Below are 26,094 nucleotides of genomic sequence, written 5' to 3'. Positions count from 1 at the left end.
GCGATCAACAGGAGACAAACATGAGCACAAACATGAACGTGGACGACATTTCCGCTCGACCGGGGCCCGACGAGCTGGTTCCATCGCGCTACGCACTTAAGATCGGCGAGATTGACGTGCTCGTGGTCAGCGATGGGATCCTACCAATTCCAGCCCCGACCATCGCATACAACGTCGACCCGGCCGTCCGGACAGCCTGGCTGGAGGACGAATTCCTCTCGCCGGAGACGCTCGAGTGGCCGCTGAACGTGGCTGTGGTGCGCAGCGGCGAACAAACCATACTCGTCGACGCTGGGCTGGGGGCGGACCCGGAGTTGCACTTGCCGCGGGCTGGGCAGTTGATCCATCGACTGAAGGCCGCCGGCATCGATCTGGCATCAGTGACTGACGTGGTGCTCACCCACATGCACATGGACCACATTGGCGGGCTGCTCATCGACGGCGTGAAGGAGCGGCTGAATCCGCACCTGCGGATTCACGTTGCAGCCGCTGAGATCAAGTTCTGGGAATCGCCCGATTTCTCCCGCGTGTCCATGCCGCAGGGGTTTCCAGACGCGCTTCGGCGGGCAGCCAAGCGATTCGTCAATGAGTACCGCAGCCAGCTGCGCCCGTTCGAAGACGAACACGAGGTGGCGCCGGGGGTGGTCGTCCGTCGCACAGGCGGCCACACCCCCGGGCACAGCGTGGTCCGTCTGGCGTCAGGCGGCGACCGGCTGACGTTCGCCGGGGACCTCGTGTTCCAGGTCGGATTCGACCATCCCGACTGGCACAACGGCTTCGAACACGACCCCGAGGAGGCGGCCCGCGTCCGCGTTAGTCTTATGCGGGAACTCGCGGCGAACCGCGAGCCGCTGGTGGCCACTCACCTGCCGTTCCCGTCGGTCTGCCATGTGGCGGTCGACGGCGACGCCTTTCGTTGCGTACCGGCGGTTTGGGACTACTGACCGCTTGCCGGGTGACGACCAACCTAGCCAATCTCCGTCGAGAGCCACCTCGCCATGATCATCTGTTCATGCAATGTGTTGAGCGATCAGGATGTCCGCTCCGCCGTCGAGGCGGGGCGGACGCGCTCGATTAGTCAGGTCTATGGCTGTCTCGGCTGCAGTCCCAAGTGCGGCCGTTGCGTGCGCGGCATCCTGCAACGGCTGCGCGCGGTCTTCCCAATCGTGACTCGGCTGCCGCAGGCCGGCTTTCTGGGAGTGACGGCCGCTTGTTGAGTCAAGATCGAACCACGACGAACACACGAGTTTGAACAACTGCTCGAGCGCCAAGGAGTCGCGGGTTGACGAAGGGGGCACGGACGCTGTCGCGCTGCAAAATGCGCGAGGCTTCGATTGATAGAGCGTTACCGCTTCCCCACACTCGCGGATCCCTGCGATTTTTCCATGGACATGATGTATTGTCTCGCTGCTGCTAAAGAGCAGTGGCGAACGGGAAAGTCTGACCGTAGACCGACTACATTTTCCACGACGCGAGCCGCAGCTTTGCGCTGCGCATCTCGGTCGAAGAGTTCGATTTTGCTGTTTGGCCGAAAGTCGCCCTCGGCCGACCTCACGCTGCTGATGAATGTGGCCTTCTGATCGCTCCCTGGCCGCATGTCGGTTGGCTAGCAGATGAGACTCTGTCTCCTTGCTGACTAGAGTCCCCAATCTACGGATGCATCTATCCTAGACCTTCGCATGACATGACAGATGCTTCCGTTCGATAGTCTGGGCCTGCGCCCCGATGCATTGTCCGAACGACGGGAGCTGATGCGCCAGCGGTTGTCCGCTCGGTCAGGCAATCAACGCCGAACGCGAACGAGGAAGTCGTCATGAAGATCGTGGTAATTGGTGGCACCGGGCTGATCGGCTCGAAAACAGTTGAGAGGCTGCGTAACAAGGGCCATGAAGTCTTCGCCGCGTCACCGAACGGCGGCGTCAACACCATTACCGGCGAAGGCCTCGCGAAAGTGCTCGCCGGAGCGCAGACCGTCATCGACCTGGCAAATTCGCCCTCCTTCGAGGATAAGGCAGTTCTGGAGTTCTTCGAGACTTCCGGCCGGAACTTGCTCGCAGCAGAAAAGCTGGCGGGCGTGACGCACCACGTCGCACTTTCGATCGTGGGGGCCGAGCGTCTGCCCGATAGCGGCTATATGCGCGCCAAGATTGCCCAGGAAAAGCTCATTCGGAGCTCCGGCATCCCCTACACCATCGTCCACTCGACGCAGTTTTTCGAGTTTCTTGGCGGCATCGCGCAGTCAGGAACGGTCGGCGACATCACCACAGTCCCGAGTGCCTATTTTCAGCCAATCGCGTCTAACGACGTCGCGGACATCATGACCGAGGTTGCGCTCTCGCCGCCGGTCAACGGCGCGATCGAGATCGCGGGTCCGGAGCCGGTCCGCATGAGCGAGCTTGTCGCGCGGTTTTTGAAGGCTACGAACGATCCGCGCAAAGTTACCGCGGATCCCCATGCGCGATATTTTGGCACGCTGCTGGACGACCACTCGCTCGTGCCAAGCGACCATCCGCGCATCGGCACAACGCGCTTCGAAGACTGGTTCAGCCACGCCTCCCTGCACGGATGATATGTGGCCCGCGCGCCTCAAGGTCAAGCAGGACGAGACAATCCTGAAGCTCAACCTCCTTCGGGTCCAGCTATGAGACCGGCAGAAATAAATGCAGGAAATGATGAAATGCCTTACTATGTAAGAGAACAAGCTGACGGCAATGGTTCCTCTGGATTCTACGTCTACAACGACGAGAAATACATCGCCGGCCCGCGGTTCGAAGGTTGTCAGGCTACGAACTACATCGAGACACTGACTGACGGCCGCTATATAGCAAAGGCTGACAGAACCACGGTCATGCGAGGCCGCAGAAGTAACGGCAAACTTGTACTGCGCGAGAAGCGCGATCATCAACCCCATCTGCTCGCGCCGCGTCCCCTCGGCGAGAGCCTGATCCCCGGCCGCCCCTCCCATCGGCTGGCGATCCCCAATCACAACTAGGAGCCAAGACAATGATCAGGACTACACTCCTCATCGCTGCTGTCGCAGCCATCTCCGCAACCGGCGCTCTGGCCGACGATTCGCACGGCCCCAGGGCCACGCTGGTCTACGACCAGCCGCTACCCAATGTTCCAGGCAAGAGCATCAAGGGCGTGCTTGTCGAATATGAGCCCGGCGGCAGTTCCCAGGCGCACACTCACGCAAAGTCGGCATTCATCTATGCCACGGTCCTCGAAGGAGCAATCAACACTCAGGTCAATCACGGTCCGATAAAGACTTATCGGGCCGGCGAAAACTTTTCTGAGTTTCCGGGTGATCATCACACCTTCGAGGAGAATGCCAGCAAGACGGAACGCGCGCGCATGCTTGCCGTGTTCGTTGTCGATACGAACGACACCAACCTGACGACATCCGAAAAATGAGCTCGACAGCAGGCGATCTCTCGGAGGATTTTGATGCAAATCGAACAACTCAACTCGATGACGAAGGCTCGGCTGATGGTGCTCGACGCCAATGCAGCGGTGCAAGTCGCTGCTCTTTCGCTTTCGAAGCCCGGTATTGGTCTCGTCGTCGTGTGTGACGACAATGGAGCGGCTGCAGGCGTGCTAAGCAAATCCGACCTCATCCGCCACCTCACCGGCGCAGGATCGCCGACGCCGCCGGCCGCACAATGCATGGATTTCCGTAGGGTGCAGTCGGGAATGGTGGGACTAGGTTACTGAGGTGAGTCCATCAGTCCAGATTCAATTGCTGAGCAAGTTGCTGCACGAAGCGCCAACAATCCCCTGAAGGGAGGTCTGCGCCGTGACTGATCATATTGTCCTCGTGGTAGATGATGACGAGCGCGTTCGGGAGGCTCTGAGCGAGTTGCTCGCTTCACACGGACTGCGTGCCCTCGCCTTTGGATCGGCTGGGCGCTATGTCAGCGCGGACAAGCCAGACCTTCCAGCCTGCTTAATCCTCGATGTCGAGTTGCCGGATATCAGCGGGCTCGATTTGCAGAAGCAGATCGCGGGAAGGGATCATCCACCGATCGTCTTCATAACAGGGCATGGCGACATCCCGTCATCCGTCCGGGCTATCAAGGATGGCGCGGTAGATTTCCTGACCAAGCCTTTCAGCGATTCTGATCTCATGGCCGCAATTCGCGTGGCGATCGCCCGCGACCGAGAAATCAGATCGGAGCGCGCTGAACTTGGCGTGTTGAAGCAGCGCCATCAGGAACTCACGCCACGCGAGCGTGAGGCGCTGCCGCTTGTGGTGAGTGGCCTGCTCAACAAGCAGGCCGCCGCCGAGCTTGGGATCAGCGAGGTCACTTTGCAAATCCACAGAAGAAACGTCGTGCAGAAGATATGGCAGCGTCCCTTGCCGATCTCGTGCGTATCGCCGAGCGACTGGAAATACCGATAACCCACTCGCGCCGGGCGGCAGGGAGTGAGCGTGAGTAAGCATAAACCTATTGTGGCGGTGGTCGACGACGATCCAAGACTTCTCGAGTCAATCGAGGAGCTCCTCGAATCCGCTGGCTATGTGGCCCGCAGCTTCTCGTCGGCGCAACAACTGTTGATCTGCGGGCTAACGGGGCTCGATGTGCTGATCACCGACATCGGAATGCCTGGCATGGATGGCTTTGAACTTCGTGACCTGGTGAACAGGGCACGCCCGGAGCTGCCGGTCTTCCTGATCACAGGTCGTCACGAGATAGTCGATCAGGACCGAGCGAAGGGGATGAGCGGGTTCTTCCGGAAGCCCTTCGATGCCCACGCCCTACTTGCGGCCATCGGCGAGACTTTGCGCAACCATGACGCGGAGGACGGATATGAGAGTTGACCAGCCGCTCTTATGGAGATCGGCGCCGTTATCGCAGCAGCGGAAGGGTGAAGCGGACCCGGTGCTCGTCATTATTGTCGATGACGATACGTCTGTTCGGGAGGCCCTGTCGGAATTGATCCTGTCGGCGGGTTTCCAGCCAGTCTCCTTTGCCTCGACCCGCGAATTGCTTGACTCCGATGTGTTGGACAGTCCAGGTTGCCTCATCGTCGACGTGCGCATGCCAGGAGCGAGCGGTCTCGATCTGCAGCGTCATCTGGCCCAAAACGGCAATCCCAAGCCATTGATATTCCTGACCGGGCATGGCGACATTCCGATGACTGTCCAAGCGATGAAGGCCGGCGCGGTGGATTTTCTCACCAAGCCTGTGCGGGACCAAACCTTTGCACTCATCGTCGTTCGAACATAACAAGAACACGGTCGCGCTGCGATGGCGATCGAACAGAGGACCGATGTGCAATGACTATCGATTGATGGTGGATGTCGCTTCGATCGTGGAGGACTTCGCCGACCTCAAGATCAAGATCCGTTTCGGCGAAGGCGCGCCGAACATCGAGGCGCGCGAAGACATCAAGATCACGGACATGGCGCCGATCATCAGGACGATCGAGGGCGTGCTCAGCGAAGGCGATATGGTGCAACGGCGCTGGAGCTGGCCCGGACCGAACAAGCGGCCCGTTTATGATTTCCGTTCAGAGGGCCGAGAGTTCTCGTCGAACCGGTACCTGATCGTGGCGGACGGCTTCTACGAGTTCACCGATCCGGAAGACCCCAAGAAGAGGCGCAAGGACAAGTGGCTCTTCACAAAGAAGGAGGAGCCGATCTTCTGCATCGCCGGCATCTGGCGTGAAACGCCTGAGGTCGGCGAGGCATTCACCATGCTGACGATGGAGCCAGGACCCGACATCGCGCCCTACCACGACCGGCAGATCGTAATCCTCGATCGCAGCGCGTGGGCGGATTGGCTCGACCCTTCGGTGTCGGCCAAGTCGCTGATCAAGCCCCTTTCACCCGGCACGCTGCAGGTGGAGCAAGTCGGATGAATGAACCGGTCGGCGACCGATGCCGATCAGGGATGGGGCACGGAACGCACCACCTGCCGGGCTGGCTTATCCTGCCGCTCACCTTGATACGAAACCTGACGCAGGAGATTGTCTTCCGTCCAGGTGAGATAGGCGACCTCGACCACCATTTCAGGCCTGACCCAATGGACGCGCGACAGCTCAAGCGGCGAGCCGAACCGGCTCTCACGTGGCGGTGGCGCGTCGAGGGGCATTCGAGCTGCCTGAAGTGGTCCAAGCCGGCCAGCCAATCGCTTGAGCTCTGCAACCGTGATGCCCGTGCCGGCGCGGCCAGCGTACATCAGACGCCCATCCTCGGTGTAGTGGCCGAGAAGCAGCGAGCCGATATGCGGGCGGCTTCCCGTCGGATCGGTCCAGCCGACGACGATGAATTCCTCTCTGTTGAGACACTTTGACTTGACCCATAGCCCGCGATTGCCGGATGCATAGGCGCTGTCGATCCGCTTTGAGATAGCGCCCTCGAGTGCAAGCCGGCAGGCGTGCTTGCGGAACGCAGGCCCGTCGCCGATCACGTGGTCGCTGAAGCGCAGGCCGGGCATGTCGTTCGAAAACAGGCCTTCCAGCCGCGCCTTGCGAGCGATCAGCGGCAGCTTCGCAATGCTTTCTCCGTTCAGAAACAGAAGATCGAAAGCAAAGAAGGCAAGATCGCCCGTGTGGCCCTCGTCCATAGCGGCCTGCAGGCGGCTGAAGGAGGTCACGCCGTCGGCCCGAACGGCGCACAGCTCCCCGTCGACATATGCTTCTTCCACCGGGAGCGCGCGCAGCGCCGCTATCGTCGCTTGATAGCGATGCGACCAATCGAGGCCGGTGCGGGTGAGCAAGCGGATGTCGCTGCCGTCGATCCGCGCGTGCATGCGGTATCCGTCGTACTTGATTTCGTGAAGCCAGTTCGGGCCGTCGGGCGCTTCGTCGGCGAGGCGCGTGAGCTGGGGCTTGATCCATTTCGGCGGATGCGTTTTGTTCGGCTTTGTGGGATTCACCGTCTTGCGCGCCAATTGAGATAAAGCGTCGTCATGTGGGCGAGACTACCACATGATAACCGCCGCAGCTCTATCGGAAATCCCGCGTCTTCACCTTGATGCGGTCGATGTGCTCGTAGGGATCGACGATATCGCGCGTTTTCGGCATGCCGCGCGGATCAACGCCCGATCCGCCATGATGGGCCTCGTCACCGCGGCCGTGTGGCAATGGAAATGGCGTGTCGCGGTTTCCGACGCTGGCGAGTTCGGCCGAAAGATCGGTCAACTCGTGGGCAACGAGATGCACCACCTCCCCTTCCCGCTGGATGCGGCCGCGCACGCCGAGCATGGCCGACGAAAGAAGCACGCGCCGGAATTTCTCGAACACCTTGACCCAGACAACGACGTTGGCGGCGCCGGTCTCATCCTCCATGGTGAGGAACATGACGCCTTTGGCCGAGCCCGGCCTTTGCCGCACCAGCACCAGGCCAGCGGCCTCGAGCCATCGTTTGTCCCTCGCCTGCATGGCTTCCTGGCAAGTCACGATGCGACGCCGGCGTAGATCGGCGCGTAGAAACGACACCGGATGGCTGCGCAAGGTCAGCCCGACATGACCGTAATCCTCGACAACCTCGCGCCCGGCCGTCATCGGTCTGAGCGTGATGACAGGCTCGTGGATTTCAGGCACCGTTTTCTGTTCACGGGACGTGGCGGCCGCGAACAGCGGCAAAGGTTCATCGCGCAGCGCCTTAATCGCCCAGAGCGCATCGCGGCGGGCAAGGTTCAGATCCGGCAGAAAGGCGTCGGCCTCGGCGAGCTGGACAAGGGAAGCCGCCGGCACGCCGGCGCGGCGCCAGAGATCGTCAACCGAGACGAAGGGCTCATCGGCCCGCGCAGCAATGATCGCCGCCCCGTCATCATTGGCGAGACCCTTCACCATGCGCAGACCGAGGCGGACAGCGAAGCGATCTTCGGCATCGGTCGGCTCCAGCGTGCAATCCCAGCGGCTTGCATTGACGCAGACCGGACGCACCTCGACGCCATGATCGCGAGCATCACGCACGATCTGGGCCGGCAGATAGAAGCCCATCGGCTGCGAATTCAGCAACGCGGCACAGAAGACATCCGGATGCCAGCACTTCATCCAGGATGAGGCGTAGGCGATCAGCGCGAAGGAAGCGGCGTGGCTTTCGGGGAAGCCGTAGCTGCCGAACCCTTCGAGTTGCGAGAAGGTCTTTTCCGCAAACTCCGGGGTGTAGCCGTTGGCGATCATCCCGTTGATCAGCTTGTCGCGGAATTTCGAGACGCCGCCAGTGTGCTTGAAGGTGGCCATGGCGCGCCGCAGCTGGTCGGCCTCGCCGGCTGAAAAGCCGGCGCAGACCATCGAGACCTGCATCGCCTGCTCCTGAAACAGCGGCACGCCGAGCGTCTTGCCTAAAACGCGCTCCAGCTCCGGTGTTGGAAACGTCACCTCTTCCGTCCCGTCGCGCCGGCGAAGATAGGGATGGACCATGTCGCCCTGGATCGGGCCGGGTCGGACAATCGCGACCTCGATGACCAGGTCGTAGAAGGTTCGGGGCTTCATGCGTGGCAGCATCGACATCTGCGCGCGGGATTCGATCTGGAAGACGCCGAGTGTGTCGGCCTTCCTGATCATGGCGTAGGTGCGCGGATCCTCGGCCGGGATCGTCGCCAGGTCGAGGGCGATGCCCTTATGTTCGGACAGGAGATCGAATGATCGTTTCATGCAGGTCAGCATTCCGAGCGCCAGCACGTCGACCTTCATGAATTTCAGCGCGTCGATGTCGTCCTTGTCCCACTCCACGATCTGGCGATCCTTCATCGCCGCTGGCTCGATTGGCACGAGATCGTCGAGCCGGTCATGCGTCAGGACAAAACCGCCCGGATGCTGCGAGAGGTGACGCGGCGTGCCGGCAAGTTGCGCGGCGAGTTCAAGGGTCAGCCGCAGCCGCCGGTCGCCGAGATTGAGATTGAGCTCGCCGGCGCGCTGCTCATCCACTGCTTCGCCATGGCCCCAGACCTGCGAGGACAGAAGTTTGGTCATGTCCTCGGGCAGGCCGAGCGCCTTGCCGACATCACGGACAGCACCCTTGGTGCGATAGCGGATGACGGTGGAGCAAAGTGCTGCGTGATCGCGCCCGTAGGTTTCATAAACCCACTGCATGACGATCTCGCGCCGTTCATGCTCGAAATCGACATCGATGTCGGGCGGCTCGCGCCGCTCCTGCGAAACGAAGCGCTCGAACAGAAGGTTGTTGCGTTCCGGATCGATGGAGGTGATGCCAAGCACATAGCAGACGGCGGAATTGGCGGCCGAGCCGCGGCCCTGGCAGAGGATGTCCCGGCTGCGGGCGAAGCGGACGATCGAGTTGACGGTCAGGAAGTACGGCGCATATTTGAGCGTCTCGATCAGCCGCAGCTCGTGCTTCAGGATCTTGATCACCTTGTCGGGCAAGCCCTCGGGGTAACGGCGGGCTGCACCTTCCCAGGTCAGTTTTTCCAGCGCCTGCTGGGCGGTGAGACCCGGCATCGTTTTTTCCTCGGGGTATTGATAGGCGAGCTCGTCGAGCGAGAACCGGCAGCGGCCGGCGATTTCGGCGGTGCACGCCAGCGCCTCGGGGTAACGGCTGAACAGCCGCGCCATTTCATCGCCCGGTTTGAGATAGCGATCGGCATGACGTTCGCGCCGGAAGCCGGCGTCATCGATGGTGACGTTGTGGCGAATGCAGGTGACGACATCCTGCATCATGCGGCGGGCCGGCTCGTGGAAAAGCACATCGTTGGTGACGACGGTGGAGACGCGCATCGCGGCCGCCAGGTTAGCCAGCTCGTAAAGCCGGAGCTGGTCGTTCGGACGCCTGCGCAAGGTGAGCGCCAGATAGGCGCGATCGCCGAAAGCCTCGCGCAGCCGCCGCAGCCGGACGGCGCAAAGATCATCGGCTTCGTCCGGCACGAGCACCGCCATCAGTCCCTCGCCATAGGCGACGACATCATCCCATTCGAGATGACACTTTGCCTTGCCGGCCCTGCCCTTGCCGAGCGACAGCAGGCGGCAGAGCCGCGAATAGGCCAGTCGGTCGGTTGGATAGGCTAGGATCGACATGCCGTCGGCGAGATCGAGACGGCAGCCGACGATCAGCCGGACGCCTGTCGTTTTGGCCGCTTCATGCGCGCGCACGATGCCGGCAAGCGAATTGCGATCGACGACGGCGAGCGCCTCGATGCCGAGCAGCGCCGCCTGCGCAAACAGCTCCTCGCAGGATGATGTTCCACGCAGGAACGAGAAATGCGAGGTCACCTGCAACTCGGCATATCGGGTGGCGCCTGTCATCCGAAGATCCCGTGAATGAACCATTTGTGCGATCCGGTCGCGGCATCCTCCCCGTCGCCGGCACGGAAGACCCAGTAGCGTTCGCCGTTCTCATCCTCGACGTGAAAATAGTCCCTCACCGCCGCGAGCTCGGCGTCGCGCTTCCACCATTCCCCGAACACGCGTTCCGGACCGTCCGCCCGTTTCACGCGCCGGCGGACGCCGCGCCAGGTAAAGGTCACGGGCGGATGGTCGGGAAGAAGTGCTACCGTCTCGATCGGCTCGGGTCGTGGCAACAGCCGAGTTGGGCGCGGCCAATGGCCGGGCCAGCCCTCGCCGGTATCAGGCGCCATCGGCGCGATACGTTGAACCGACCGTTCGGGAACATCGCTCTGCACCGGGGCGAAGCGATAGAGCCGGTTCTCGCCGACACGGTTGGCGAGGATGTCGATCACATCCGACACATCGGGTTCGGGCGCCTCGGCGAGCGCGGAAATCATCTGCTTGGCCCGCAGCGGCTCGGCAACGGTCGCGGCAAGCCGCATCAGCTCGATGCCGAACCCTGGATCGATAGTTTCTATTTTATCTGTGAGAAGCCGGGTCAAGCGCTTCGTGTCACGCACCGGCATTGCAGTGCCGATACGGATCGCCTCGACGCGGTTATCGACACGGAAGAACAGAAGATCGAGCCGGCGTGCGCCAAGCCCTTGCGTCTCGAGTGAGGCGCATAGTTCGGCGACCAGCTTGCCGGTATAGCGGGCGATGGTCTCTGCCGCGCCGATCGGCTCGGCAAAATTGCGGCGTACCTCGACGATTTCCTGCGGTCGGATCGGTTCTATCGGTTCATTCACCCGCCCGAACGCCTGGTCAAGGCGGCGACCGGGTTCCGGTCCGAAACGCAAGGCGAGCGACGCGCGTGGCGTAGCGGCGAGGTCCGCAATTGTCTCGAAGCCGAGCCGACGCAGACCATCGATCGTCACGGCGGGTAAGCGAAGCGCCGCGATCGGCAAAGGCTGGATCGCCTGTGCGATCTCACCAGATGGAACCACAAGGATCTGCCGCGTGCCGAAGCGCGCCAGCGCGTGGGCTGCACCCCATGTATCAGCGAACGCGGCACGCGCGGCTAGACCGGAGCCGCCAAGTCGCTCCACCATATCGGTGAGCATTGCCGCCTCGCCGCCGTGCAGATGGTCGGCGCCGGTCGTATCGATCACAATGCCGTCCGGCGCATCGGCAGCGACGATCGGCGCATAGCGACGTAGCGCCCACAGCGCCAACCGCTCGAGCGCCATGGCGTCGGCATCGGGCTCGGCATCATGGACGATCAGGCCCGGGACCAGCGCCTGTGCCTTGCTCGCCGGAATGCCTATGCGCAGGCCCGCTGCGTGGGCTGCAGCATCAGCGGCAAGCACGACACGGCGGCGCCCGTCACGGCCGATGAGGACGAGCGGCGTCTCAGGCGGAGGCGCGGCGGCGCCCGATTTCCTTCTGAAGCGGTCTGTCGGCCACATCGGAAGGAAGAGCGATACGACCCTTGGCATCGCAAGCCTCCACTATGAAATCTGCACTCTCTCCTGCACGGCATCGGATCAGTTCAACGTGCCAGCGCGCCCGTCCAATCCCCGGCACCGGCAATGGTGTCGACGGCAGGACCGACACCCGCCAGCGTGTCTCGGCGGCGGTTGGCTGCTCAAAATCCGTTGCCTCCGTCTGCCGACGCCAGCGGCGAATGGCGATGCCGATGGCGCCGGAGCTTTCGGCGGCAAGCTGCAGCCGCCGTGAGACCGTCATCGAAAGCCGGGCAATCTCGGCAACGACAGCGCCAAAACCGCCGCGAAGACCCTCTTCGAAACAGGCGAGAACGGATTTTTCGTCGCCGGCTTCGACATAGATTACCCGTCCCGGAGGAAGGCCGGCCTGTTCGATTGCAGGCGCGAAAAGATCGGGCCGGGTAACGCACCACAGCACCTTGCCCACCGTGCGCGCGGCAATACCGGCAGCGAAGAGTGCCGCGGCTGCGCCATCGACGGCGCCATTGCCACCGCCTGCGACCTCGTGCAGACCGCCAAAAGCCAATCCCCCTCCCGGCAGAACCCTGTCAATCGCGGCCACTCCGAACGGCAAAACCGTACGCTCGCGTGCATTTCCGCCTTCGAGGCGCGCGATGCGTTCTCGAAGGTCGGAAATGGCAGCAGGGGGCGCCGATACACTCATCTGACCCTTGAAACGCGGAAAGCCTGTTATATGTTCTACATTTGTTCTCGTCTTGGTTAAGAGGCAACCGGGACAATGTCGTGCCCCTGCGGAAGGAGGCATTCGAGGCTCTCGGATAGTCCAGAGCGCGGGCCATAGGGCCATATACTTCAATGCGAAAATGCGAGTTCCGTTTGTGGAGTTTGGGCGCCGCGGATGTCCGAAAATTGTAGCATATTTCGGACATGCCCAAAGTTAAGCCCGATGCCGATCTTCGCTCGCGCCTGTTTGCCCGCATTGAGTCCAAACCCGACGAGGTCTGGACCCCCGGCGACTTCGCCGATCTCGGCGCACGCGCCGCCGTCGACAAAACCCTGCAGCGCCTGGCAACCGCCGGGGAGCTGCGCCGGATCGACCGAGGCCTCTATGACCGGCCGCGCACGAACAACCTGACTGGCCGCGCCACCGTGCCGGATTATCGCGCTGTGATCCGCGCCGTCACGCGCCGCGATCGGGCGCGCGCCGTCATCGATGGAATGACGGCCGCCAACGACCTCGGCCTGACGACCGCCGTCCCCGCCCGGATAGAAGTGCTGGTCGATGCGCGGTTGAAGCCAATCAAGCTCGGCACGCAGGAAATCCACTTCAAATACGCTGCCCCTAGCCGCCTCTATTGGGCGGATCGGCCGGGGATGCGGGTCGTCCAGGCCTTGCATTGGATGCAGGACATGCTGACCCAGAAGGGCGAACGGAAGCGTATCCAGGCGACGTTGCGCCGCGTGTTTGCCGACCCAAAGCACGGCGAGGCCATTCGCGAGGATTCTGCGGGCCAGTCTCTCCGCCGTGCCGATCTGGATGCAGGAGTTCCTCCGCGAAATCCTGAGGGCGGACCCGCACGAGGCGAAGCCATGAGTACCGATGCTTACCGCCAGATCATCGCGGCATCCCCACGTGACCGGCTCGACCTGTTCCTCGCCACGGCCAATCGGATCGGAGCTCCGGTGGGCAATGTCGAAAAGGATTTCTGGGTCTGCTGGACCCTCAATTCGCTCTACCACGAACGGCCTGAGGGGGAGCCGCGGATGGTCTTTTCCATATCGGGGATGACGCTTGCCAGCGTGTGGCCGTCATAAGGATTGCCGGGCAGTGCCTTTGAATTCCGTCCCAGGCGCCGATAAGCAATCGACTAAGCAGATGGGGGTCACGAGCGCGGTCAACACGGCCCTTCGCTTGGTCGAAGGCGAATGCCGCGGCGAGCTCCTCGGTCTTGCGGCGATATCGCTCGACAAACCAGTCATGTGCGGGATGCTCGGGTGCGGACGACTCGGCCGACAGGATTGCGAACAGCCTGAGTATTCCTGGGCGTTCGAGGCCCGAGCGGGCCCGCTCCAGGGTGGCATGCGCGACTCCGTACTGCGCGCGGGCAGCGCCAAAATCGAACATCTCGTTGCCATCGGTCTTGTCCGCACGCTCAAGCACGGCTTCGAGAGTTCAAACTTCGTCCCGAAGTGGTGGACGATGCTGGTCAAGCTCAAATCCAGCTCACGAGCGATGTCGCGCAACAGGGCGAGGCAAAAAGACCTCGGGGTGATTAAGGACGAAGCCCATGTCCGATAGGCCCGCAGCGGACTTCTCTTCAGAAGAGGTCATTTCGGTCATATCCTAGCGGGGCAGCAGATTGGTGGCGGCGAGATCGATCACCTCATCGCCGCGACCGCTCATCACGGCGCGGATCATCCACAGGCCGAAGCCCTTCATTTCGGCGCTGGTGATCGTGGGCGGCATGGACAGCTCCTGGGTGGCGCTGACGACATCAAGCAGGGCCGGTCCGTCATGGGCCAGAATGTCGGCGACTGCACCGGGCAACTCGCCCGAATCCTCGACGCGGATGGCATGGATGCCCATGGCCCGTGCCATGGCGGCAAAGTCGGGATTATCCAGCGACACACCGGTTTCGAGAAACCCGCCCGCTTTCATTTCCATGGCGACAAAGCCCAGTACGCCATTGTCGAGGATGATGATCTTGACCGGCAGATTCTGCTGGCGCAGCGTGATCAGGTCGCCCATCAGCATCGAGAAGCCACCGTCGCCGGCGAGCGCGACCACCTGGCGGCCGGGCTGCGCCGCCTGGATGCCGATGGCTTGCGGCATGGCATTGGCCATCGAACCATGTGCCAGCGAACCTACCAGCCGGCGCCGGCCATTCATCTCGAGATAGCGGGCCGCCCAGATGGTGGGCGTGCCGACATCGAAGGTGAACACGGCATCCTCGGCTGCCAGGTCACTGACCACCTTGGTCAATATTGCGGATGGATCGGCCCGCGCCCTGCGGTGCCCGCGGCCAGATCATCGAGCCCCTTGCGTGAAGCGGCGTAGCGCTTGAGCGATTTATCCAGATGGGCCCGGTCTGTGCGCGCCGGCACATGGGGCAAGAGCGCGGCAATCGTCAGCCCCACATCGCCGACCACGCCGACGTCGAGACGTACCCGGCGCCCCAGGTTCTCGGGTCGAATATCGACCTGGGCTATTTTGCATGTAGACGGCAGGAATTGCTTGTAGGGGAAGTCGGTCCCCAGCATGACCAGCAGGTCGCAATCGTGCATGGCCTCATAGCCCGAGGCAAAGCCGATGAACCCGGTCATTCCCACGTCATGGGGATTGTCGTATTCGACATATTCCTTGCCGCCCAGGGCATGGACGATTGGCGCTTTCAGGGCCTCGGCCAGCGCCATCAGCGGCGCATGGGCGCCGGCACAACCGCGACCGCCGAACAGTGTCACCTTGCGCGCCTCGCCGATCAGTTGCGCCAGCGCCTCGATGTCGGCATCGGCGGGGTAAACCTGGGGCAGAGACGGCAGCAGACTTTGCCGGCTGGCGACAGCGCGAGCCGGGGCGTCGCGCAGGGCGACGTCGCCGGGAATGACCACGACGGCAACGCCGCGCATGCCCACGGCAGCGCGAATGGCTTTTTCGAGCACATATGGCAGCTGGCTCGGATCAGACACCAGTTCGCAATAGTGGCTGCATTCGGCGAAAAGGTTCTGCGGATGTGTTTCCTGGAAATAGCCGCTACCGATTTCAGTGGTCGGAATCTGCGCCGCGATCGCGAGTACCGGCGTGCGGCTGCGATGGGCATCAAACAGACCATTGATCAGATGCAGATTGCCCGGGCCGCATGACCCCGCACACACTGCGAGTTCCCCGGTAACCTGGGACTCCCCTGCGGAGGCAAAGGCGGCAACCTCTTCATGCCGAACGTGGATCCATTCGATCTCGTCATGGGTCCGCAAGGCATCGGTAAACCCGTTCAGACTGTCGCCAACCACGCCATAGATCCGTTTCACGCCGGCGGCGGCCAGTGTCTCGACCATCAGTTCAGCAACATTCCTGCTCATGGCAAATCGTTCCGGCTCGGTGGCCGCGCATAGCGGCGGCGTGGTGAAAGGTCAGGCCCTCAAGGGGCAGTGGCGCCGGACTGGCCGGCACCACCGTGCAAAGTCAGGCGCGACGGTTGGATTCGTAGAGGAACCACACGCGGCGCTCGGTTTCGTCGATCCAAACTTCGATCAGGCTGGTGGTCGCAACATCGTTGTACTCATCGGCAGCACCGTGGCAGGCCCGCAAGATCACGAGCAGCTGCTGGTTGTCGCTGGCCAGTTCGGCCAGCATGTCGCCGGGGGTAACGAAGGCGGCATCATTGTCGGCAATACGCTGTGTGCGGGCAATCTGGCCGATCGAACGCAGGGTGGTGCCACCGAGCTTGCGGGCCCGCTCAGCGATCACATCGGTCATGGCAAAGATTTGGTCGCCCTGCTCGTCGAGCATCAGGTGATAATCGCGGAAATGTGGCCCAGACATATGCCAATGGAAGTTCTTGGTCTTGAGATAGAGCGCGAACGTATCGGCCAGCAGGGCCGTCAGGGCGGCCGAAATATCATGGCTGGCGTCATTGCCCAGGTCGGTGGGGGTAAGCAGGGGTGCGGTCAGGTTGCTCATGTTGAATTCCTTCTGGTTGGGTAGGCGTTTGAAAGGGGAACGGCGGCTAGATCACGGGGTCGATGGGATTGGTGCGCGGCACGAGGAGCGGGTCGATCTCTGTGAAGGGAAAATGCGGCAACTGGTCTTCCGCAATGCCAAAGGACTGCGCCAGCACGCTGCGCGGAAACACATTGATCAGCGACCGGTAGCCGACGTCCCCGGGCGATACCTGGTCAAAGAAGATCAGGGCGTGGAACGTGCCCGCTCCGATATTTTCGATGTGGTGGGGATAGGCCGGCGGGATGAAATACACGTCGCCCTGCGTCACCGTGTAGGTATCGATCTTTCCATCCGGATCCAGAATGGTCATGCGGGCGGTGCCCGCCGCGACATAACCCATTTCGGCGGTCTCAGGATGCCAGTGCGGCTCGCGCGCGCCCCGATCGGTTATCCGTACCGAGAACATGGCAATGTCGCGCAGCGCTGGCCAGAGGGCGGCCTTGGTCGTGTGGGCGGTGCCGGCCGGGAAATCGATCTGCGGCGGCGTGGCCTCAACGCTATACTTGTAAGCATTGACATGGCGCGCCTGGCCCTCGACCAGGGTGTGGCCCTGCACAGCAACGATCTCAAGGTCAGCCTGCTGGCGATCAAAGTCCTCGAAGGCAGCGCTGGGCAGGTCATAGGTATTGCCCAGAACCGCATTGCTCATGGCGCCGAAGGCGGCCTTTAGGCCGAAGTCTTCGGGATGTTCATGGGAAAAAGCGAGGACGAACTCGGCAGGTTCGCTGCCGATGTTTTCGATACTGTGCATCGCCCCGCTGGGCACGAAGAACATCTCGCCCTGGCCAACCACAAAACTCTCACGCTGGGCGTGGTTGGCGGCGATGGTGATGAGTGCCTCGCCGCGCAGGCAATAACCCAATTCGTGCGCATTGGCGTGCCAGTGCGGCTCGCGCACCCCGTTTGGAGCCAGGCGCAACCCACGGATCGACAGGCCTCGCATGATCGGCAAATCGCCTGCATCTACATGGGTTATCGAACCCATCGGGCCGTCGAACCGTGGCTGGCCCGATAGTGTTGCAACGTGGCGGCTGGTGCTCTTGGTCATGGTCATCGTCTCATCCCCTCCTGGTTTCAAACCCGATGGCCACAAATTACGGCGGCCCCACTCAGCGCACTATCGGACCCTGGTTTGGCCGGCTCATACGTGCGTATAGGGCGACGGCTTGCGGTCGCTGCGGCTAGGTTCTGGCCAGCTATTTCCGAGCGGGGCGCTGCGCGCGCCCAGGAGCATGTTGATGCTGACCAAGAACGACGCCAGCGCTGCGCAACGCAGCGACACGGGACTATCGGTGATGCTGGCGCTCGTCGCCGGCTATGTCGATGTCTGCACCTTTCTGGCATTCGCGGGCTTCTTCGTCGCCCAGGTGACAGGCAGCTACGTCGTGGCTGGATCAGGCCTCTTCGGCGACGGTGACGGTCTGGGCGTCAAGGTGCTCGCCATCCCCGTTTTCCTCCTCGCTGGCATGATGACCACCGCCATCGTTCGACTATCCGGACCGCGTCAGCACCTGGCGATGGTCGGCTCGCTCGGCCTTGAGGCCGCGCTCCTGTGCGGCCTCACCATTGCGAGCCTGCACGACGGCGCGGACCCCATCACGGCCGGGCCGGCCCTGTTTGGTCTGGCGGCGATGGGCCTCCAGAGCGCGACCGTGCGCCTGCTGCTCCCCAGCTCGGCCTCTACCAATGTCATGACCAGCAATACCACCCAGATGGCGATTGAGCTTGTCGACAGCTGCCGCAGCCGCCGGCCCACAGTCAGGCTGCTGCAGACCGGCAGTGTGATGCTGGCATTTCTCGCCGGCATCATCGCAGGCGCTCTCGCCCATCGCGTCGCTGGTCTCGCCTGCCTTGGCCTTGCGGCTCTGGCGCTCTGCGCGCTGGTGGCCCGCGAAATTCTTGTGGTCACCGCAAAAACGCGTCCCCACGCCGGAAGCCTATGATATGTCTCGGCCATATGTTCCGGCTGGGGGCACCATGTCACGCTATGCCTTTCTCGCGGCTATCGTTCTGGCCACAGGCATCTTCATCTTCGATACGCTGACACCGCTCAATATCGCCGTCGCCGTGCTCTATGTGGCCGTCGTCCTGCTGTCGCTCAACTTCACCAACCGGCGCGGTACCCTGCTGGTCGGAGCCGGCTGCATGGGCCTGACCATCCTCAGCTTTGCCATTACCCACAGTGCCGATTTCGAGGCCGGCGCCACAGCACGTGGGCTGTTCAGCCTGGCGGCCATCGGCGTCACAACCTTTCTGGCGCTGCGGCTGGCCTCGACCATCACGGTGATCGCCGACAGCGAACAGCGCTATCGCTCGATCTTCCGGGCGGCCGGCGTGGCCATTCTCGAGATGGACTTTTCGCCCCTCAAGGCGCGACTGGAGGCCCTGCGGGCCGAAGGCTTCACCAGCGTCGCGGCCATCGCGCGCGAAAGGCCCGATCTAATTGGCGAGGTCACTGGCCTGATGCGGCTGATCAATGCCAACGACCGGACGCTGACCATGTTCCGCGCCCCCACCCTGGCAGTATTTGCCCAGCGCCTGCCGTCGCTGATTCCGCCCGAGATAGCGCCATCGACCTGGCGACTTCTCGAGGCCATCTGGTCGGAACAATCCAGTTTCGAGACCGAAAGCGTGTTCGATACCGTCGACGGCAAGCGGCTCAATGTTCTGTATACCGTGGCCATGCCAACAGACCGTCCGGCGCTCGACAGGGTATTGGTCAGCTTCATGGACGTCACAGCCAGGCATCAGGCCGAGAACGATCTGCACCAGGCGCAGGCCGAGCTGGCGCACGTGTCGCGCGTGGCGACCCTGGGCGAACTGACCGTTTCGATTGCCCATGAGGTGAACCAGCCGCTGGCGGGCGTGGTGACCAATGGCGAAGCCGGACTGCGCTGGCTGCGGCGGCCCGAGCCTGATCTTGCCGAGGTTTCCGCCGCCATCGAACGCATGATCGCCGATGCGCGCCGCGCCAGCGAAGTGATCAAGCGTCTGCGCGCGCTCGCGAGCAAAGCCGTGCCACAGGCCGCGCCGGTCGATGTCAACGAGCTGGTGCACGACACGCTGGGAGTGGTGCAGCGCGAGATCGCCGGCCACCAGGTCAGCCTCAAGTTGGCCTTGGCGGATGGGTTGCCACCGGCGTTGGGCGATCGCGTGCAATTGCAGCAGGTGCTGATCAACCTGATCGTCAACGCCATCCAGGCCATGGCCGCGACAGGCACCACCCAGCGCGATCTGACCATCCGTTCGAGACCCACGGACACTGGATTGTCCGTTGAAATCACCGACACCGGCCCGGGGTTCAGCAGCGATGCCGCCGCAAAGCTCTTCACGCCCTTTTTCACCACCAAGGACGAAGGCATGGGCATGGGCTTGGCGATCTGCCGCTCGATCGTGGAGGCCCATGGCGGCACCCTGCGGGCCCACTTGCTTGCAGAGGGCGGCGCTGCGTTCGAGTTCAATCTACCTGCACATACGGAGACACAACCATGACGGCTGTCGCACCCACGGTCTTCGTCGTTGATGATGACGCCTCGCTCCGCGATGCCCTCGATAGCCTGTTCCGCTCGGTGGGCATGCGGGTAGAGCAGTTTGCCTCGCCAAACGACTTCCTGGCACGGGGCCCGGTCATCTCGGAAAGCTGCCTGGTGCTCGATATCCGCCTGCCCGGCGTCAGTGGCCTCGAGTTCCAGACCCAGCTGGCCCAGATGGGCAACGCCATCCCTATCGTGTTCATGACCGGCCATGGCGACGTTCCCATGTCGGTCAAGGCAATGAAAGCGGGCGCCCTCGACTTCCTGACCAAGCCCTTCCGCGATCAGGACATGCTCGATGCAGTTTCGGCGGCCCTGGCGCTTGATCGTGAGCGCCGTGCCGGCGATGCCCAACTGGCCTCCCTCCGGGCGCGCCATGCCACCCTGACCCCGCGCGAGCGCGAGGTGATGGATCTGGTCACCACCGGCCTGATGAACAAGCAGGTCGCCGGCGAACTGGGCGTCAGTGAGATTACCGTCAAGATCCACCGGGGTCATGTCATGGAAAAGATGGCCGCGCGTTCGCTTGCCGAGCTGGTCAAGATGGGCGAGGCCCTGCGCCCGTCAGGGTAGCGCCGACGACACTAAACCTGTGTATGATTGAATTGGTGCCCCGGTGGGCGCATTTGCATGGCATTGGCGCAGCGCGCTCGAGTATGCTGCGCGAGGAATTTCAATGTCACACGTCAAGACCATTGCCATTGTCGACGATGACCCTTCGGTGCGTCAGGCGACATCCAGCCTGATCCGCTCGCTAGGCATGCACGCCACCACCTTTGCCTCGGCAGAGGACTATCTTGCCGCGCTCGGCACGTCCGATGTCAACTGCCTGATAACTGATGTCCAGATGGATGGGATCGGCGGCGTGGAACTATCCCAGATCCTGCGCGACCGGGGCAATGCAACGCCTGTCATCTTCATAACGGCCTTCCCCGACGAGCGTATCCGCGAACGGGTCATGGCCGCCGGCGCCATTGGCTTCCTGGGCAAGCCCTTCGAGAGCCAGATGCTGATCGACTGCATCGAAACCGCCCTTGCGGCGTGAGGTCGGCTTCCCTCTGACGCGTGTTCCACATGCAAAAATGGCCGCCCGACACGGGGCGACCCTTTCTGCGATACTGGCAGCACTTGCCTAGCGCTGGCGTAGCGCCCAGGCCATGCCCAGCGTGCTGAGCCCTTGGAAGATCAGGTCCACACTCAGGATGGCGCCCAGAAGCCACAGGCTGACCCCGGGCCATGCCAGAAGGACCGCCAGACCAGCCAAGGCGGTCACCGTTCCCACGGCAGCGAGCGACCAGGAAGGACTGCCCTTGTGTTCAAGCGCGGCCGAGCCGATGCGGGACGCGCCGCCAATCACCAGCAATACGCCGATCAGCAATGTCAACCCGGCACTGGCCAGCAGCGGGTTGGTAAATGCCAAAACGCCCGCGACGGTGTAGAGCACGCCGCCAAACGTCCAAAGGATCTTGGCCTGCCAGCCCGGGGCGGTGAAGGCAAAGCCCACCTGCGCAAGACCGGCAATGATCATCATTGCGGCAATATAGATGATCGAAAAGACGGTTGCGAGCATCAGGCTTGCGCTGGCCAGCAGACCGGCGACGAGCAGGGCCAAGCCCAGCATAGCCAGCCAGATCCGGCCGTTGCGGGGTTTGTCGGAAACAATGCTGCTGGCGGTTGAGGTGGATATGTCGTCCATTTTCATCTCCTGTCTTCAAGGGTTGGAGGGACGGTCTGGTGCAATGCGTACCCGCGATCAGCCCGCGTCGGCGGCGATGAACTCCGCCTCGACATACCGTCCTCTCGATGACTACAAGGATCGCATGGGCACCGTCGTGGGGTCTGTCGTACGTGTAGGCGGCCCGGACGTGTCTTGGTTTGATTGCCTCATACGCAGGTATGGGTCGCCCGCCGTGGCAGGAGGTCGCCCGGCCGCAAGGCCTGCCGAGCATCGGTTAGGCCGGACGGCTTTTGACCCATCAAGGGGCAGAAGAGCGGGCAGCCAGCGCGGCATGGATCTGGGAGATTACGGCAGCCCCTTCGCCGACCGCCGCAGCAATGCGCTTGGTGGAGCCTGCCCGCACGTCGCCTATGGCAAACACGGCCGACATGGAGGTCTCCAGCGGCAAACGACCGGCCGGCGGCGGGATGGCAGCCATACCCGCACCCGTCACAATGAACCCGTGGCTGTCCGTTTCGACACAGCCGTCCATCCAGCTAGTGTTGGGATCGGCGCCGATGAACAGGAACAGGTGTCGCAGCGCCAGCCTGCTGTCCTGCCCACTCTTCCGATGGCGCAGGACCACTGCATCGAGCCCGGCGACCTCATCGCCCTCCAGCGCCGACACCTCGGAGCTGGCATGCAGCACCACATTGGGCAGCGATGCGATGCGGTCGATCAGATAGCGCGACATGGTGGCCGTCAGATCGGGCCGGCGGATCACCAGATGCAGCTTTTTCACCCGCGGCGCCAGAAAGGCCACAGCCTGGCCAGCGGAATTGCCGCCGCCAACCAGCGCAATCTCCTCGCCCTCGCACAGCCTGGCTTCAATGGGGGACGCCCAGTAGGCGATGCCGCGCCCCTCAAAGGTCTTGAGATTGGCAAGCGGTGGATGGCGATAGCGCGCCCCGGAGGCCACCACCGTGGTCCGGGCCCGGATGACCTGCCCGTCAGACAACGTCAGGGCGGTCAGGCGCTCATCCGTCAGAGACTTCAGGGCGGTCACCGACTGCGCCAGCGCTATTTTCGTGCCAAATTTGAGCGCCTGGCTGAAGGCGCGCCCGGCCAGCGCCTGGCCGGAAATGCCACTGGGAAAGCCGAGATAGTTTTCGATTCGGGCCGATGCGCCGGCCTGCCCACCAATGGCATTGGCCTCCAGCACGACTACGCTGAGCCCTTCTGACGCGGCATAGACCGCCGCCGCCAGTCCCGAGGGACCAGCACCGATGATGGCCGTGTCATAGACGACGTCCGTGTCGATGGTTGGCGATATGCCGATGCAATGCGCCAGCGCAGCGTCGTCCGGACAGCGCAGCGTGCTGCCGTCGGCGCAGACCACCAGCGGCAGAGTGGCCCCGCCGGGCTGCATCTGCGCAACGAAGGCCCGAGCCCTCTCATCAACTGATACGTCCAGCACGACATGGGGAAAGCCATTGCGGGCCAGAAAGCCACGCAGGCGCACCATGTCCGGACTATTGGGGTCACCGATGAGGATCGGTCCCCCGCTGCCGGCGTCGATCAGCGCAGCCCGCCGAAGCATGAACGCACGCATCACCATTTCGCCAATATCGGCCGAACCGATCACCAGCTCCCGCACCTGCGCCGCCGTCAATAGCACCGCCTGACACCCCTGCGCACCGGCGCGGCCGCCGGCCAGCGTCGGCTGCCCCGTCAGCTGATTGATTTCCCCGCTGAACTGCCCGGGGCCAAGCGTCTGGATCAGGCGCTCATGGTCGAGGCCCGCATGCGAAAAAATGTCCATCGTGCCGGCGACGATGAACCAGGCAGGCGCGTCTGTCGCGCCCACTGCATAGGCCAGGGCACCTGGCGTCAATGTTGCCGGGGCACCGCCGCTCCGCCGCTCGACCACAGCGAGTTGATCAGCCGTCAGGGTGGGAAAGCGTCGATCCTCAGTGGTCTCGCTGGTAGCCATGGCCCAAACCCTCCTGGCAATAATTCAGTAGTAGCGGGGGATTGGCCCCAGCTGCGGCGTCTGGGAAGGCAGATCGATCATCATCTCGTCGACATAGCACCAGCCCCAGCCCTCGGGCGGATCATAGCCTTCGATGATCGGGTGACCGGTATGGTGGAAATGGGCGGTGGCATGGCGTCCGGGCGACTGATCGCAGCAACCGACATGGCCGCAGGTGCGACAGATGCGCAGGTGCAGCCAGCGCTGCCCGGTCCTAAGACACTCCTCGCAGCCGCGGCTACCGGGTGTCACCTCGCGTATGGTCTGTACATGCGTGCAATGGCTGGACATGGGAGTCTCTCCTGGGGCCGAAAGAAAGTGGGCCACACAGCGGCTGCGTGGCCCCGGGCGCTGATCAGGCCCTGATGAAGGCGAGCACGTCAGCATTGAATTTTTCGGCCTCCGTTTCGGCCAGACCATGCGGCGCGCCGGGATAGATCTTGAGCTCGGCGCCTTTGACGATCTTGGCCGTCTTGAGGCCGGCCGCTGCAATCGGCACGATCTGGTCAGCATCGCCGTGTACGACCAGCGTGGGCTTGTCGATCTTCTTGAGGTCCTCGGCGTAGTCGACCTCGGAGAATTCGCGGATGCAGTCATACTCGGCCTTGATGCTGCCCTGCATGCCCAGCCGCCAGAAGGTGTCGCGCAGACCCTGGTTGACCTTGGCGTCTTCCTTGTTGAAGCCGTAGAACGGCATCGACAGGTCCTTGAAGAACTGCGACCGGTCGGTGGCCGTTCCCTTGCGGAGTCCGTCGAACGCCTCAATCGGCGTACCCTCGGGATTGGCTTCGGTCTTGAGCATCAAGGGCGGCACGGCACCAACCAGCACCATCTTGGCGACCCGTGCCGTGCCGTGCCGGCCAACGTAATGGGCGATCTCGCCGCCGCCGGTCGAGTGCCCGACCATGATCACGTCCTTGAGATCGAGCGCCTCGATCAGCTCGGCCAGATCGTCGGCATACTGGTCCATGTTGTTTCCGGCCCATGGCTGGCCCGATTTGCCGTGGCCGCGGCGGTCATGGGCGATCACGCGGTAGCCCTGCGAAGCAAAGAACAGCATTTGCGGCGCCCACGCGTCGCCGGCCAGCGGCCAGCCATGCGAGAACAGGATCGGCTGACCCGTGCCCCAGTCGGTGTAGGAAATTGCCGTGCCGTCGGTGACCTGAAAAATGCTCATTTTGCTCTCCACTGTCGCGAACCCGCCGGTGCGGCCGGTTGATAGGGAGAGCATCGGCCAGACGATGATTTGGCACCATTCTACGAGTGGTTCGTGGCATCATACTTGTGTATGCCTGTTGATTTCCGCCGAGAAGTGACCCGCCTCTTAATTGGGTTCTTGGTCAAATGTGGTGGTCAAGGGTCTGGGTTTCTCCTTCGGTTTTGGCGGCGCATGGGCCGAGCTGTTCTTGAAGCGGAAGCTGTCGTTTCCGGTCTCGAGGATGTGGCAATGATGGGTGAGCCGGTCGAGCAGCGCCGTCGTCATCTTGGCATCGCTGAAGACGCTGGCCCATTCACTGAAGCTGAGATTGGTGGTGATGACCACGCTGGTATGCTCGTAAACCCTGCTGAGCAGGTGGAAGAGCAAGGCGCCGCCTGAGGCACTGAACGGCAGGTAGCCGAGCTCATCGAGGATGACCAGATCACAGTGAGCCAGGCGGCCGGCAATCTGACCAGCTCGCCCCTGCATTTTCTCCTGCTCGAGCGCATTGACCAGCTCGACGGTCGAGAAGAAGCGGACGCGTTTCTGATGATGCTCGATGGCCTGCACCCCGATGGCGGTGGCGACATGGGTCTTGCCGGTACCAGGGCCACCGACCAGAACGATGTCATTGGCTTCCTTGAGGAAGTCGCAGCGATGAAGCTGGCGCACCAGGGTCTCATTGATCTCGCTGCTGGAGAAGTCGAAGCCATTGAGGTCGCGATAGGTCGGGAAGCGGGCGGTCTTGAGCTGGTAGGCTGTCGATCGAACCTCACGCTCCGCCGTCTCGGCCTTGAGCAGTTGCGACAGGATCGGGATGGCAGCCTCGAAGGCCGGAGCACCTTGCTCGGTCAACTCGCCTACGGCCTGGGCCATGCCGTGCATCTTGAGGCTCTTGAGCATGATGATGATCGCGCCGGCGGCGGGGTTATGGTGCATGGCGGGCCTCCGAGGCTTTGCGCAGAGCGTCATAGCGCTCGACATTGACCTTTGGCTCATTGGTCAGCATCAGGGCTTGGGGCGCATCGATGGTCGGCGGCGTGATGGCTTTGCGGTCAACCAGGCGGTGCAGCAGGTTCAACACGTGCGTCTTGGTTGGGACGCCTGGAGCGGCTCACTGGCGGAGTCGCCAATGAGGGTTGGAGCGTGCAAGTCGGTGGGTGGTTTGCAGCCGCCCGCCTTGGCACGCGGAGCGACGCTGATCTGGCTTTGGAGACCGGGCTCCTCCAGCACCTCGGAGTATTAACCC

General features: G+C 62.8%; 24 protein-coding genes and 6 pseudogenes. 17 read left to right on the top strand and 13 right to left on the bottom strand.

The genetic code is table 11. From position 1 onward, the window contains the following. Positions 1-20 precede the first annotated feature (20 nt). The 10 genes and pseudogenes from NKH49_RS26390 (at position 21) to NKH49_RS26345 (ending at position 5,865) form a co-directional block, all read left to right on the top strand. The gene (locus NKH49_RS26390) at positions 21-944 is read left to right on the top strand and encodes an MBL fold metallo-hydrolase (protein ID WP_352928598.1); all 924 of its coding nucleotides are present in this window, start codon (positions 21-23) and stop codon (positions 942-944) included. 54 nt (positions 945-998) lie between these two features. Then, positions 999-1,217, top strand: a complete 219-nt coding sequence (locus NKH49_RS34965; RefSeq protein ID WP_502907940.1) for a (2Fe-2S)-binding protein — start codon at positions 999-1,001, stop codon at positions 1,215-1,217. A 596-nt stretch (positions 1,218-1,813) separates the two neighbouring features. Beyond that, positions 1,814-2,569 (top strand): SDR family oxidoreductase, encoded by a 756-nt coding sequence (locus NKH49_RS26380; protein WP_352928596.1) that lies wholly within the window; start codon positions 1,814-1,816, stop codon positions 2,567-2,569. A 108-nt stretch (positions 2,570-2,677) separates the two neighbouring features. After that, on the top strand, positions 2,678-2,992 hold the full coding sequence (locus NKH49_RS26375; protein ID WP_352928594.1) for a hypothetical protein: 315 nt from the start codon (positions 2,678-2,680) through the stop codon (positions 2,990-2,992). A gap of 11 nt (positions 2,993-3,003) precedes the next feature. Continuing rightward, the gene (locus NKH49_RS26370) at positions 3,004-3,414 is read left to right on the top strand and encodes a cupin domain-containing protein (RefSeq protein ID WP_352718760.1); all 411 of its coding nucleotides are present in this window, start codon (positions 3,004-3,006) and stop codon (positions 3,412-3,414) included. Positions 3,415-3,447: 33 nt separating this feature from the next. Beyond that, complete coding sequence (locus NKH49_RS26365) at positions 3,448-3,714, top strand: CBS domain-containing protein (RefSeq protein WP_352928592.1); 267 nt, start codon at positions 3,448-3,450, stop codon at positions 3,712-3,714. A gap of 82 nt (positions 3,715-3,796) precedes the next feature. Then, positions 3,797-4,440 (top strand): annotated as a pseudogene (locus NKH49_RS26360) (response regulator transcription factor). Then, positions 4,427-4,822 (top strand): response regulator, encoded by a 396-nt coding sequence (locus NKH49_RS26355; RefSeq protein ID WP_352928590.1) that lies wholly within the window; start codon positions 4,427-4,429, stop codon positions 4,820-4,822. The pseudogene NKH49_RS26360 and the gene NKH49_RS26355 overlap by 14 nt, the downstream one beginning before the upstream one ends. Further along, positions 4,812-5,204 (top strand): annotated as a pseudogene (locus NKH49_RS26350) (response regulator transcription factor); the annotation flags it as partial. The gene NKH49_RS26355 and the pseudogene NKH49_RS26350, both read left to right, overlap by 11 nt. A gap of 70 nt (positions 5,205-5,274) precedes the next feature. Beyond that, positions 5,275-5,865, top strand: a complete 591-nt coding sequence (locus NKH49_RS26345; protein ID WP_352928588.1) for an SOS response-associated peptidase family protein — start codon at positions 5,275-5,277, stop codon at positions 5,863-5,865. A 26-nt stretch (positions 5,866-5,891) separates the two neighbouring features. Here the strand turns inward: NKH49_RS26345 and ligD are convergent, their stop codons facing one another. The 4 genes from ligD to NKH49_RS26325 form a co-directional block, all read right to left on the bottom strand. Next, a complete protein-coding gene (gene ligD, locus NKH49_RS26340; protein WP_352928586.1) occupies positions 5,892-6,884 on the bottom strand; it encodes a non-homologous end-joining DNA ligase in 993 nt (330 codons plus the stop codon). 70 nt (positions 6,885-6,954) lie between these two features. Next, positions 6,955-10,215 (bottom strand): error-prone DNA polymerase, encoded by a 3,261-nt coding sequence (locus NKH49_RS26335; RefSeq protein ID WP_352928584.1) that lies wholly within the window; start codon positions 10,213-10,215, stop codon positions 6,955-6,957. Beyond that, the gene (locus tag NKH49_RS26330) at positions 10,212-11,735 is read right to left on the bottom strand and encodes a Y-family DNA polymerase (protein WP_352928582.1); all 1,524 of its coding nucleotides are present in this window, start codon (positions 11,733-11,735) and stop codon (positions 10,212-10,214) included. Before NKH49_RS26330 ends, NKH49_RS26335 begins: the two co-directional genes overlap by 4 nt. Further along, on the bottom strand, positions 11,650-12,408 hold the full coding sequence (locus NKH49_RS26325; protein ID WP_352928580.1) for an ImuA family protein: 759 nt from the start codon (positions 12,406-12,408) through the stop codon (positions 11,650-11,652). The genes NKH49_RS26330 and NKH49_RS26325 overlap by 86 nt, the downstream gene beginning before the upstream one ends. A gap of 224 nt (positions 12,409-12,632) precedes the next feature. Between NKH49_RS26325 and NKH49_RS26320 the strand changes: the two are divergent. Beyond that, positions 12,633-13,106 (top strand): annotated as a pseudogene (locus NKH49_RS26320) (DUF6088 family protein); the annotation flags it as partial. Positions 13,107-13,533: 427 nt separating this feature from the next. Beyond that, complete coding sequence (locus NKH49_RS26315; protein ID WP_352928578.1) at positions 13,534-14,004, top strand: hypothetical protein; 471 nt, start codon at positions 13,534-13,536, stop codon at positions 14,002-14,004. A gap of 45 nt (positions 14,005-14,049) precedes the next feature. Here NKH49_RS26315 and poxB read toward each other — a convergent pair. From poxB to NKH49_RS26300, 3 genes and pseudogenes are all read right to left on the bottom strand, one after another. Next, positions 14,050-15,782: pseudogene (gene poxB / locus NKH49_RS26310) on the bottom strand (ubiquinone-dependent pyruvate dehydrogenase). A 103-nt stretch (positions 15,783-15,885) separates the two neighbouring features. Further along, positions 15,886-16,383, bottom strand: coding sequence for a Dps family protein (locus NKH49_RS26305; protein ID WP_352928576.1), 498 nt, complete (start codon positions 16,381-16,383; stop codon positions 15,886-15,888). 46 nt (positions 16,384-16,429) lie between these two features. Continuing rightward, positions 16,430-17,479: a cupin domain-containing protein gene (locus NKH49_RS26300; RefSeq protein WP_352928574.1), complete on the bottom strand. Its 1,050-nt coding sequence runs from the start codon at positions 17,477-17,479 to the stop codon at positions 16,430-16,432. 184 nt (positions 17,480-17,663) lie between these two features. On the opposite strand from NKH49_RS26300, the gene NKH49_RS26295 reads away from it, so the two are divergent. From NKH49_RS26295 to NKH49_RS26280, 4 genes are all read left to right on the top strand, one after another. Further along, positions 17,664-18,368, top strand: coding sequence for a YoaK family protein (locus NKH49_RS26295; protein WP_352928572.1), 705 nt, complete (start codon positions 17,664-17,666; stop codon positions 18,366-18,368). Positions 18,369-18,402: 34 nt separating this feature from the next. Further along, the gene (locus NKH49_RS26290; RefSeq protein ID WP_352928570.1) at positions 18,403-19,917 is read left to right on the top strand and encodes a sensor histidine kinase; all 1,515 of its coding nucleotides are present in this window, start codon (positions 18,403-18,405) and stop codon (positions 19,915-19,917) included. Further along, a complete protein-coding gene (locus NKH49_RS26285) occupies positions 19,914-20,531 on the top strand; it encodes a response regulator transcription factor (RefSeq protein ID WP_352502293.1) in 618 nt (205 codons plus the stop codon). Before NKH49_RS26290 ends, NKH49_RS26285 begins: the two co-directional genes overlap by 4 nt. Positions 20,532-20,634: 103 nt before the next feature. Then, entirely contained in the window at positions 20,635-21,003 is a 369-nt protein-coding gene (locus NKH49_RS26280) for a response regulator transcription factor (protein WP_352608321.1), read from the top strand. Positions 21,004-21,090: 87 nt separating this feature from the next. Here the strand turns inward: NKH49_RS26280 and NKH49_RS26275 are convergent, their stop codons facing one another. The 6 genes and pseudogenes from NKH49_RS26275 to NKH49_RS26250 form a co-directional block, all read right to left on the bottom strand. Then, positions 21,091-21,654 (bottom strand): HdeD family acid-resistance protein, encoded by a 564-nt coding sequence (locus NKH49_RS26275; protein ID WP_352928568.1) that lies wholly within the window; start codon positions 21,652-21,654, stop codon positions 21,091-21,093. Positions 21,655-21,934: 280 nt separating this feature from the next. Next, positions 21,935-23,608 carry an FAD-dependent oxidoreductase gene (locus NKH49_RS26270; RefSeq protein WP_352928566.1) on the bottom strand — a complete coding sequence of 558 codons (1,674 nt, stop codon included), beginning with the start codon at positions 23,606-23,608 and terminating at the stop codon, positions 21,935-21,937. A 24-nt stretch (positions 23,609-23,632) separates the two neighbouring features. Further along, positions 23,633-23,938, bottom strand: a complete 306-nt coding sequence (locus NKH49_RS26265) for a UBP-type zinc finger domain-containing protein (protein ID WP_352928564.1) — start codon at positions 23,936-23,938, stop codon at positions 23,633-23,635. Between the two features lie 64 nt (positions 23,939-24,002). Then, a complete protein-coding gene (locus NKH49_RS26260; protein ID WP_352928562.1) occupies positions 24,003-24,824 on the bottom strand; it encodes an alpha/beta fold hydrolase in 822 nt (273 codons plus the stop codon). A 147-nt stretch (positions 24,825-24,971) separates the two neighbouring features. Further along, positions 24,972-25,784: an IS21-like element helper ATPase IstB gene (gene istB / locus NKH49_RS26255; protein ID WP_352928560.1), complete on the bottom strand. Its 813-nt coding sequence runs from the start codon at positions 25,782-25,784 to the stop codon at positions 24,972-24,974. Next, positions 25,774-25,950, bottom strand: a pseudogene (locus NKH49_RS26250) (IS21 family transposase); the annotation flags it as partial. The gene istB and the pseudogene NKH49_RS26250, both read right to left, overlap by 11 nt. Between NKH49_RS26250 and NKH49_RS26245 the strand changes: the two are divergent. Next, a pseudogene (locus NKH49_RS26245) lies at positions 25,941-26,081 on the top strand (aminoglycoside phosphotransferase); the annotation flags it as partial. The pseudogenes NKH49_RS26250 and NKH49_RS26245 sit on opposite strands and share 10 nt — an antisense overlap. Positions 26,082-26,094: the final 13 nt, after the last annotated feature.

This window comes from Mesorhizobium sp. M1088 (assembly GCF_040318575.1).
Classification (GTDB): Bacteria; Pseudomonadota; Alphaproteobacteria; order Rhizobiales; family Rhizobiaceae; genus Mesorhizobium.
This window is presented reverse-complemented; position numbering and strand designations above follow the sequence as displayed.

What these genes read in the sequence shown, in the direction of transcription:
- NKH49_RS26290 (WP_352928570.1), top strand. Translation starts at nt 18,403, where the DNA reads ATGTCACGCTATGCCTTTCTCGCGGCTATCGTTCTGGCCACAGGCATC.
- istB (WP_352928560.1), bottom strand. Translation starts at nt 25,784, where the DNA reads ATGCACCATAACCCCGCCGCCGGCGCGATCATCATCATGCTCAAGAGC.
- NKH49_RS26270 (WP_352928566.1), bottom strand. Translation starts at nt 23,608, where the DNA reads ATGGCTACCAGCGAGACCACTGAGGATCGACGCTTTCCCACCCTGACG.
- NKH49_RS34965 (WP_502907940.1), top strand. Translation starts at nt 999, where the DNA reads ATGATCATCTGTTCATGCAATGTGTTGAGCGATCAGGATGTCCGCTCC.
- NKH49_RS26300 (WP_352928574.1), bottom strand. Translation starts at nt 17,479, where the DNA reads ATGACCATGACCAAGAGCACCAGCCGCCACGTTGCAACACTATCGGGC.
- NKH49_RS26260 (WP_352928562.1), bottom strand. Translation starts at nt 24,824, where the DNA reads ATGAGCATTTTTCAGGTCACCGACGGCACGGCAATTTCCTACACCGAC.
- NKH49_RS26305 (WP_352928576.1), bottom strand. Translation starts at nt 16,383, where the DNA reads ATGAGCAACCTGACCGCACCCCTGCTTACCCCCACCGACCTGGGCAAT.
- NKH49_RS26285 (WP_352502293.1), top strand. Translation starts at nt 19,914, where the DNA reads ATGACGGCTGTCGCACCCACGGTCTTCGTCGTTGATGATGACGCCTCG.
- NKH49_RS26280 (WP_352608321.1), top strand. Translation starts at nt 20,635, where the DNA reads ATGTCACACGTCAAGACCATTGCCATTGTCGACGATGACCCTTCGGTG.
- NKH49_RS26375 (WP_352928594.1), top strand. Translation starts at nt 2,678, where the DNA reads ATGCCTTACTATGTAAGAGAACAAGCTGACGGCAATGGTTCCTCTGGA.
- NKH49_RS26345 (WP_352928588.1), top strand. Translation starts at nt 5,275, where the DNA reads ATGTGCAATGACTATCGATTGATGGTGGATGTCGCTTCGATCGTGGAG.
- NKH49_RS26365 (WP_352928592.1), top strand. Translation starts at nt 3,448, where the DNA reads ATGCAAATCGAACAACTCAACTCGATGACGAAGGCTCGGCTGATGGTG.
- NKH49_RS26335 (WP_352928584.1), bottom strand. Translation starts at nt 10,215, where the DNA reads ATGACAGGCGCCACCCGATATGCCGAGTTGCAGGTGACCTCGCATTTC.
- NKH49_RS26275 (WP_352928568.1), bottom strand. Translation starts at nt 21,654, where the DNA reads ATGGACGACATATCCACCTCAACCGCCAGCAGCATTGTTTCCGACAAA.
- NKH49_RS26370 (WP_352718760.1), top strand. Translation starts at nt 3,004, where the DNA reads ATGATCAGGACTACACTCCTCATCGCTGCTGTCGCAGCCATCTCCGCA.
- NKH49_RS26295 (WP_352928572.1), top strand. Translation starts at nt 17,664, where the DNA reads ATGCTGACCAAGAACGACGCCAGCGCTGCGCAACGCAGCGACACGGGA.
- NKH49_RS26265 (WP_352928564.1), bottom strand. Translation starts at nt 23,938, where the DNA reads ATGTCCAGCCATTGCACGCATGTACAGACCATACGCGAGGTGACACCC.
- NKH49_RS26380 (WP_352928596.1), top strand. Translation starts at nt 1,814, where the DNA reads ATGAAGATCGTGGTAATTGGTGGCACCGGGCTGATCGGCTCGAAAACA.
- NKH49_RS26330 (WP_352928582.1), bottom strand. Translation starts at nt 11,735, where the DNA reads ATGCCAAGGGTCGTATCGCTCTTCCTTCCGATGTGGCCGACAGACCGC.
- NKH49_RS26325 (WP_352928580.1), bottom strand. Translation starts at nt 12,408, where the DNA reads ATGAGTGTATCGGCGCCCCCTGCTGCCATTTCCGACCTTCGAGAACGC.
- NKH49_RS26390 (WP_352928598.1), top strand. Translation starts at nt 21, where the DNA reads ATGAGCACAAACATGAACGTGGACGACATTTCCGCTCGACCGGGGCCC.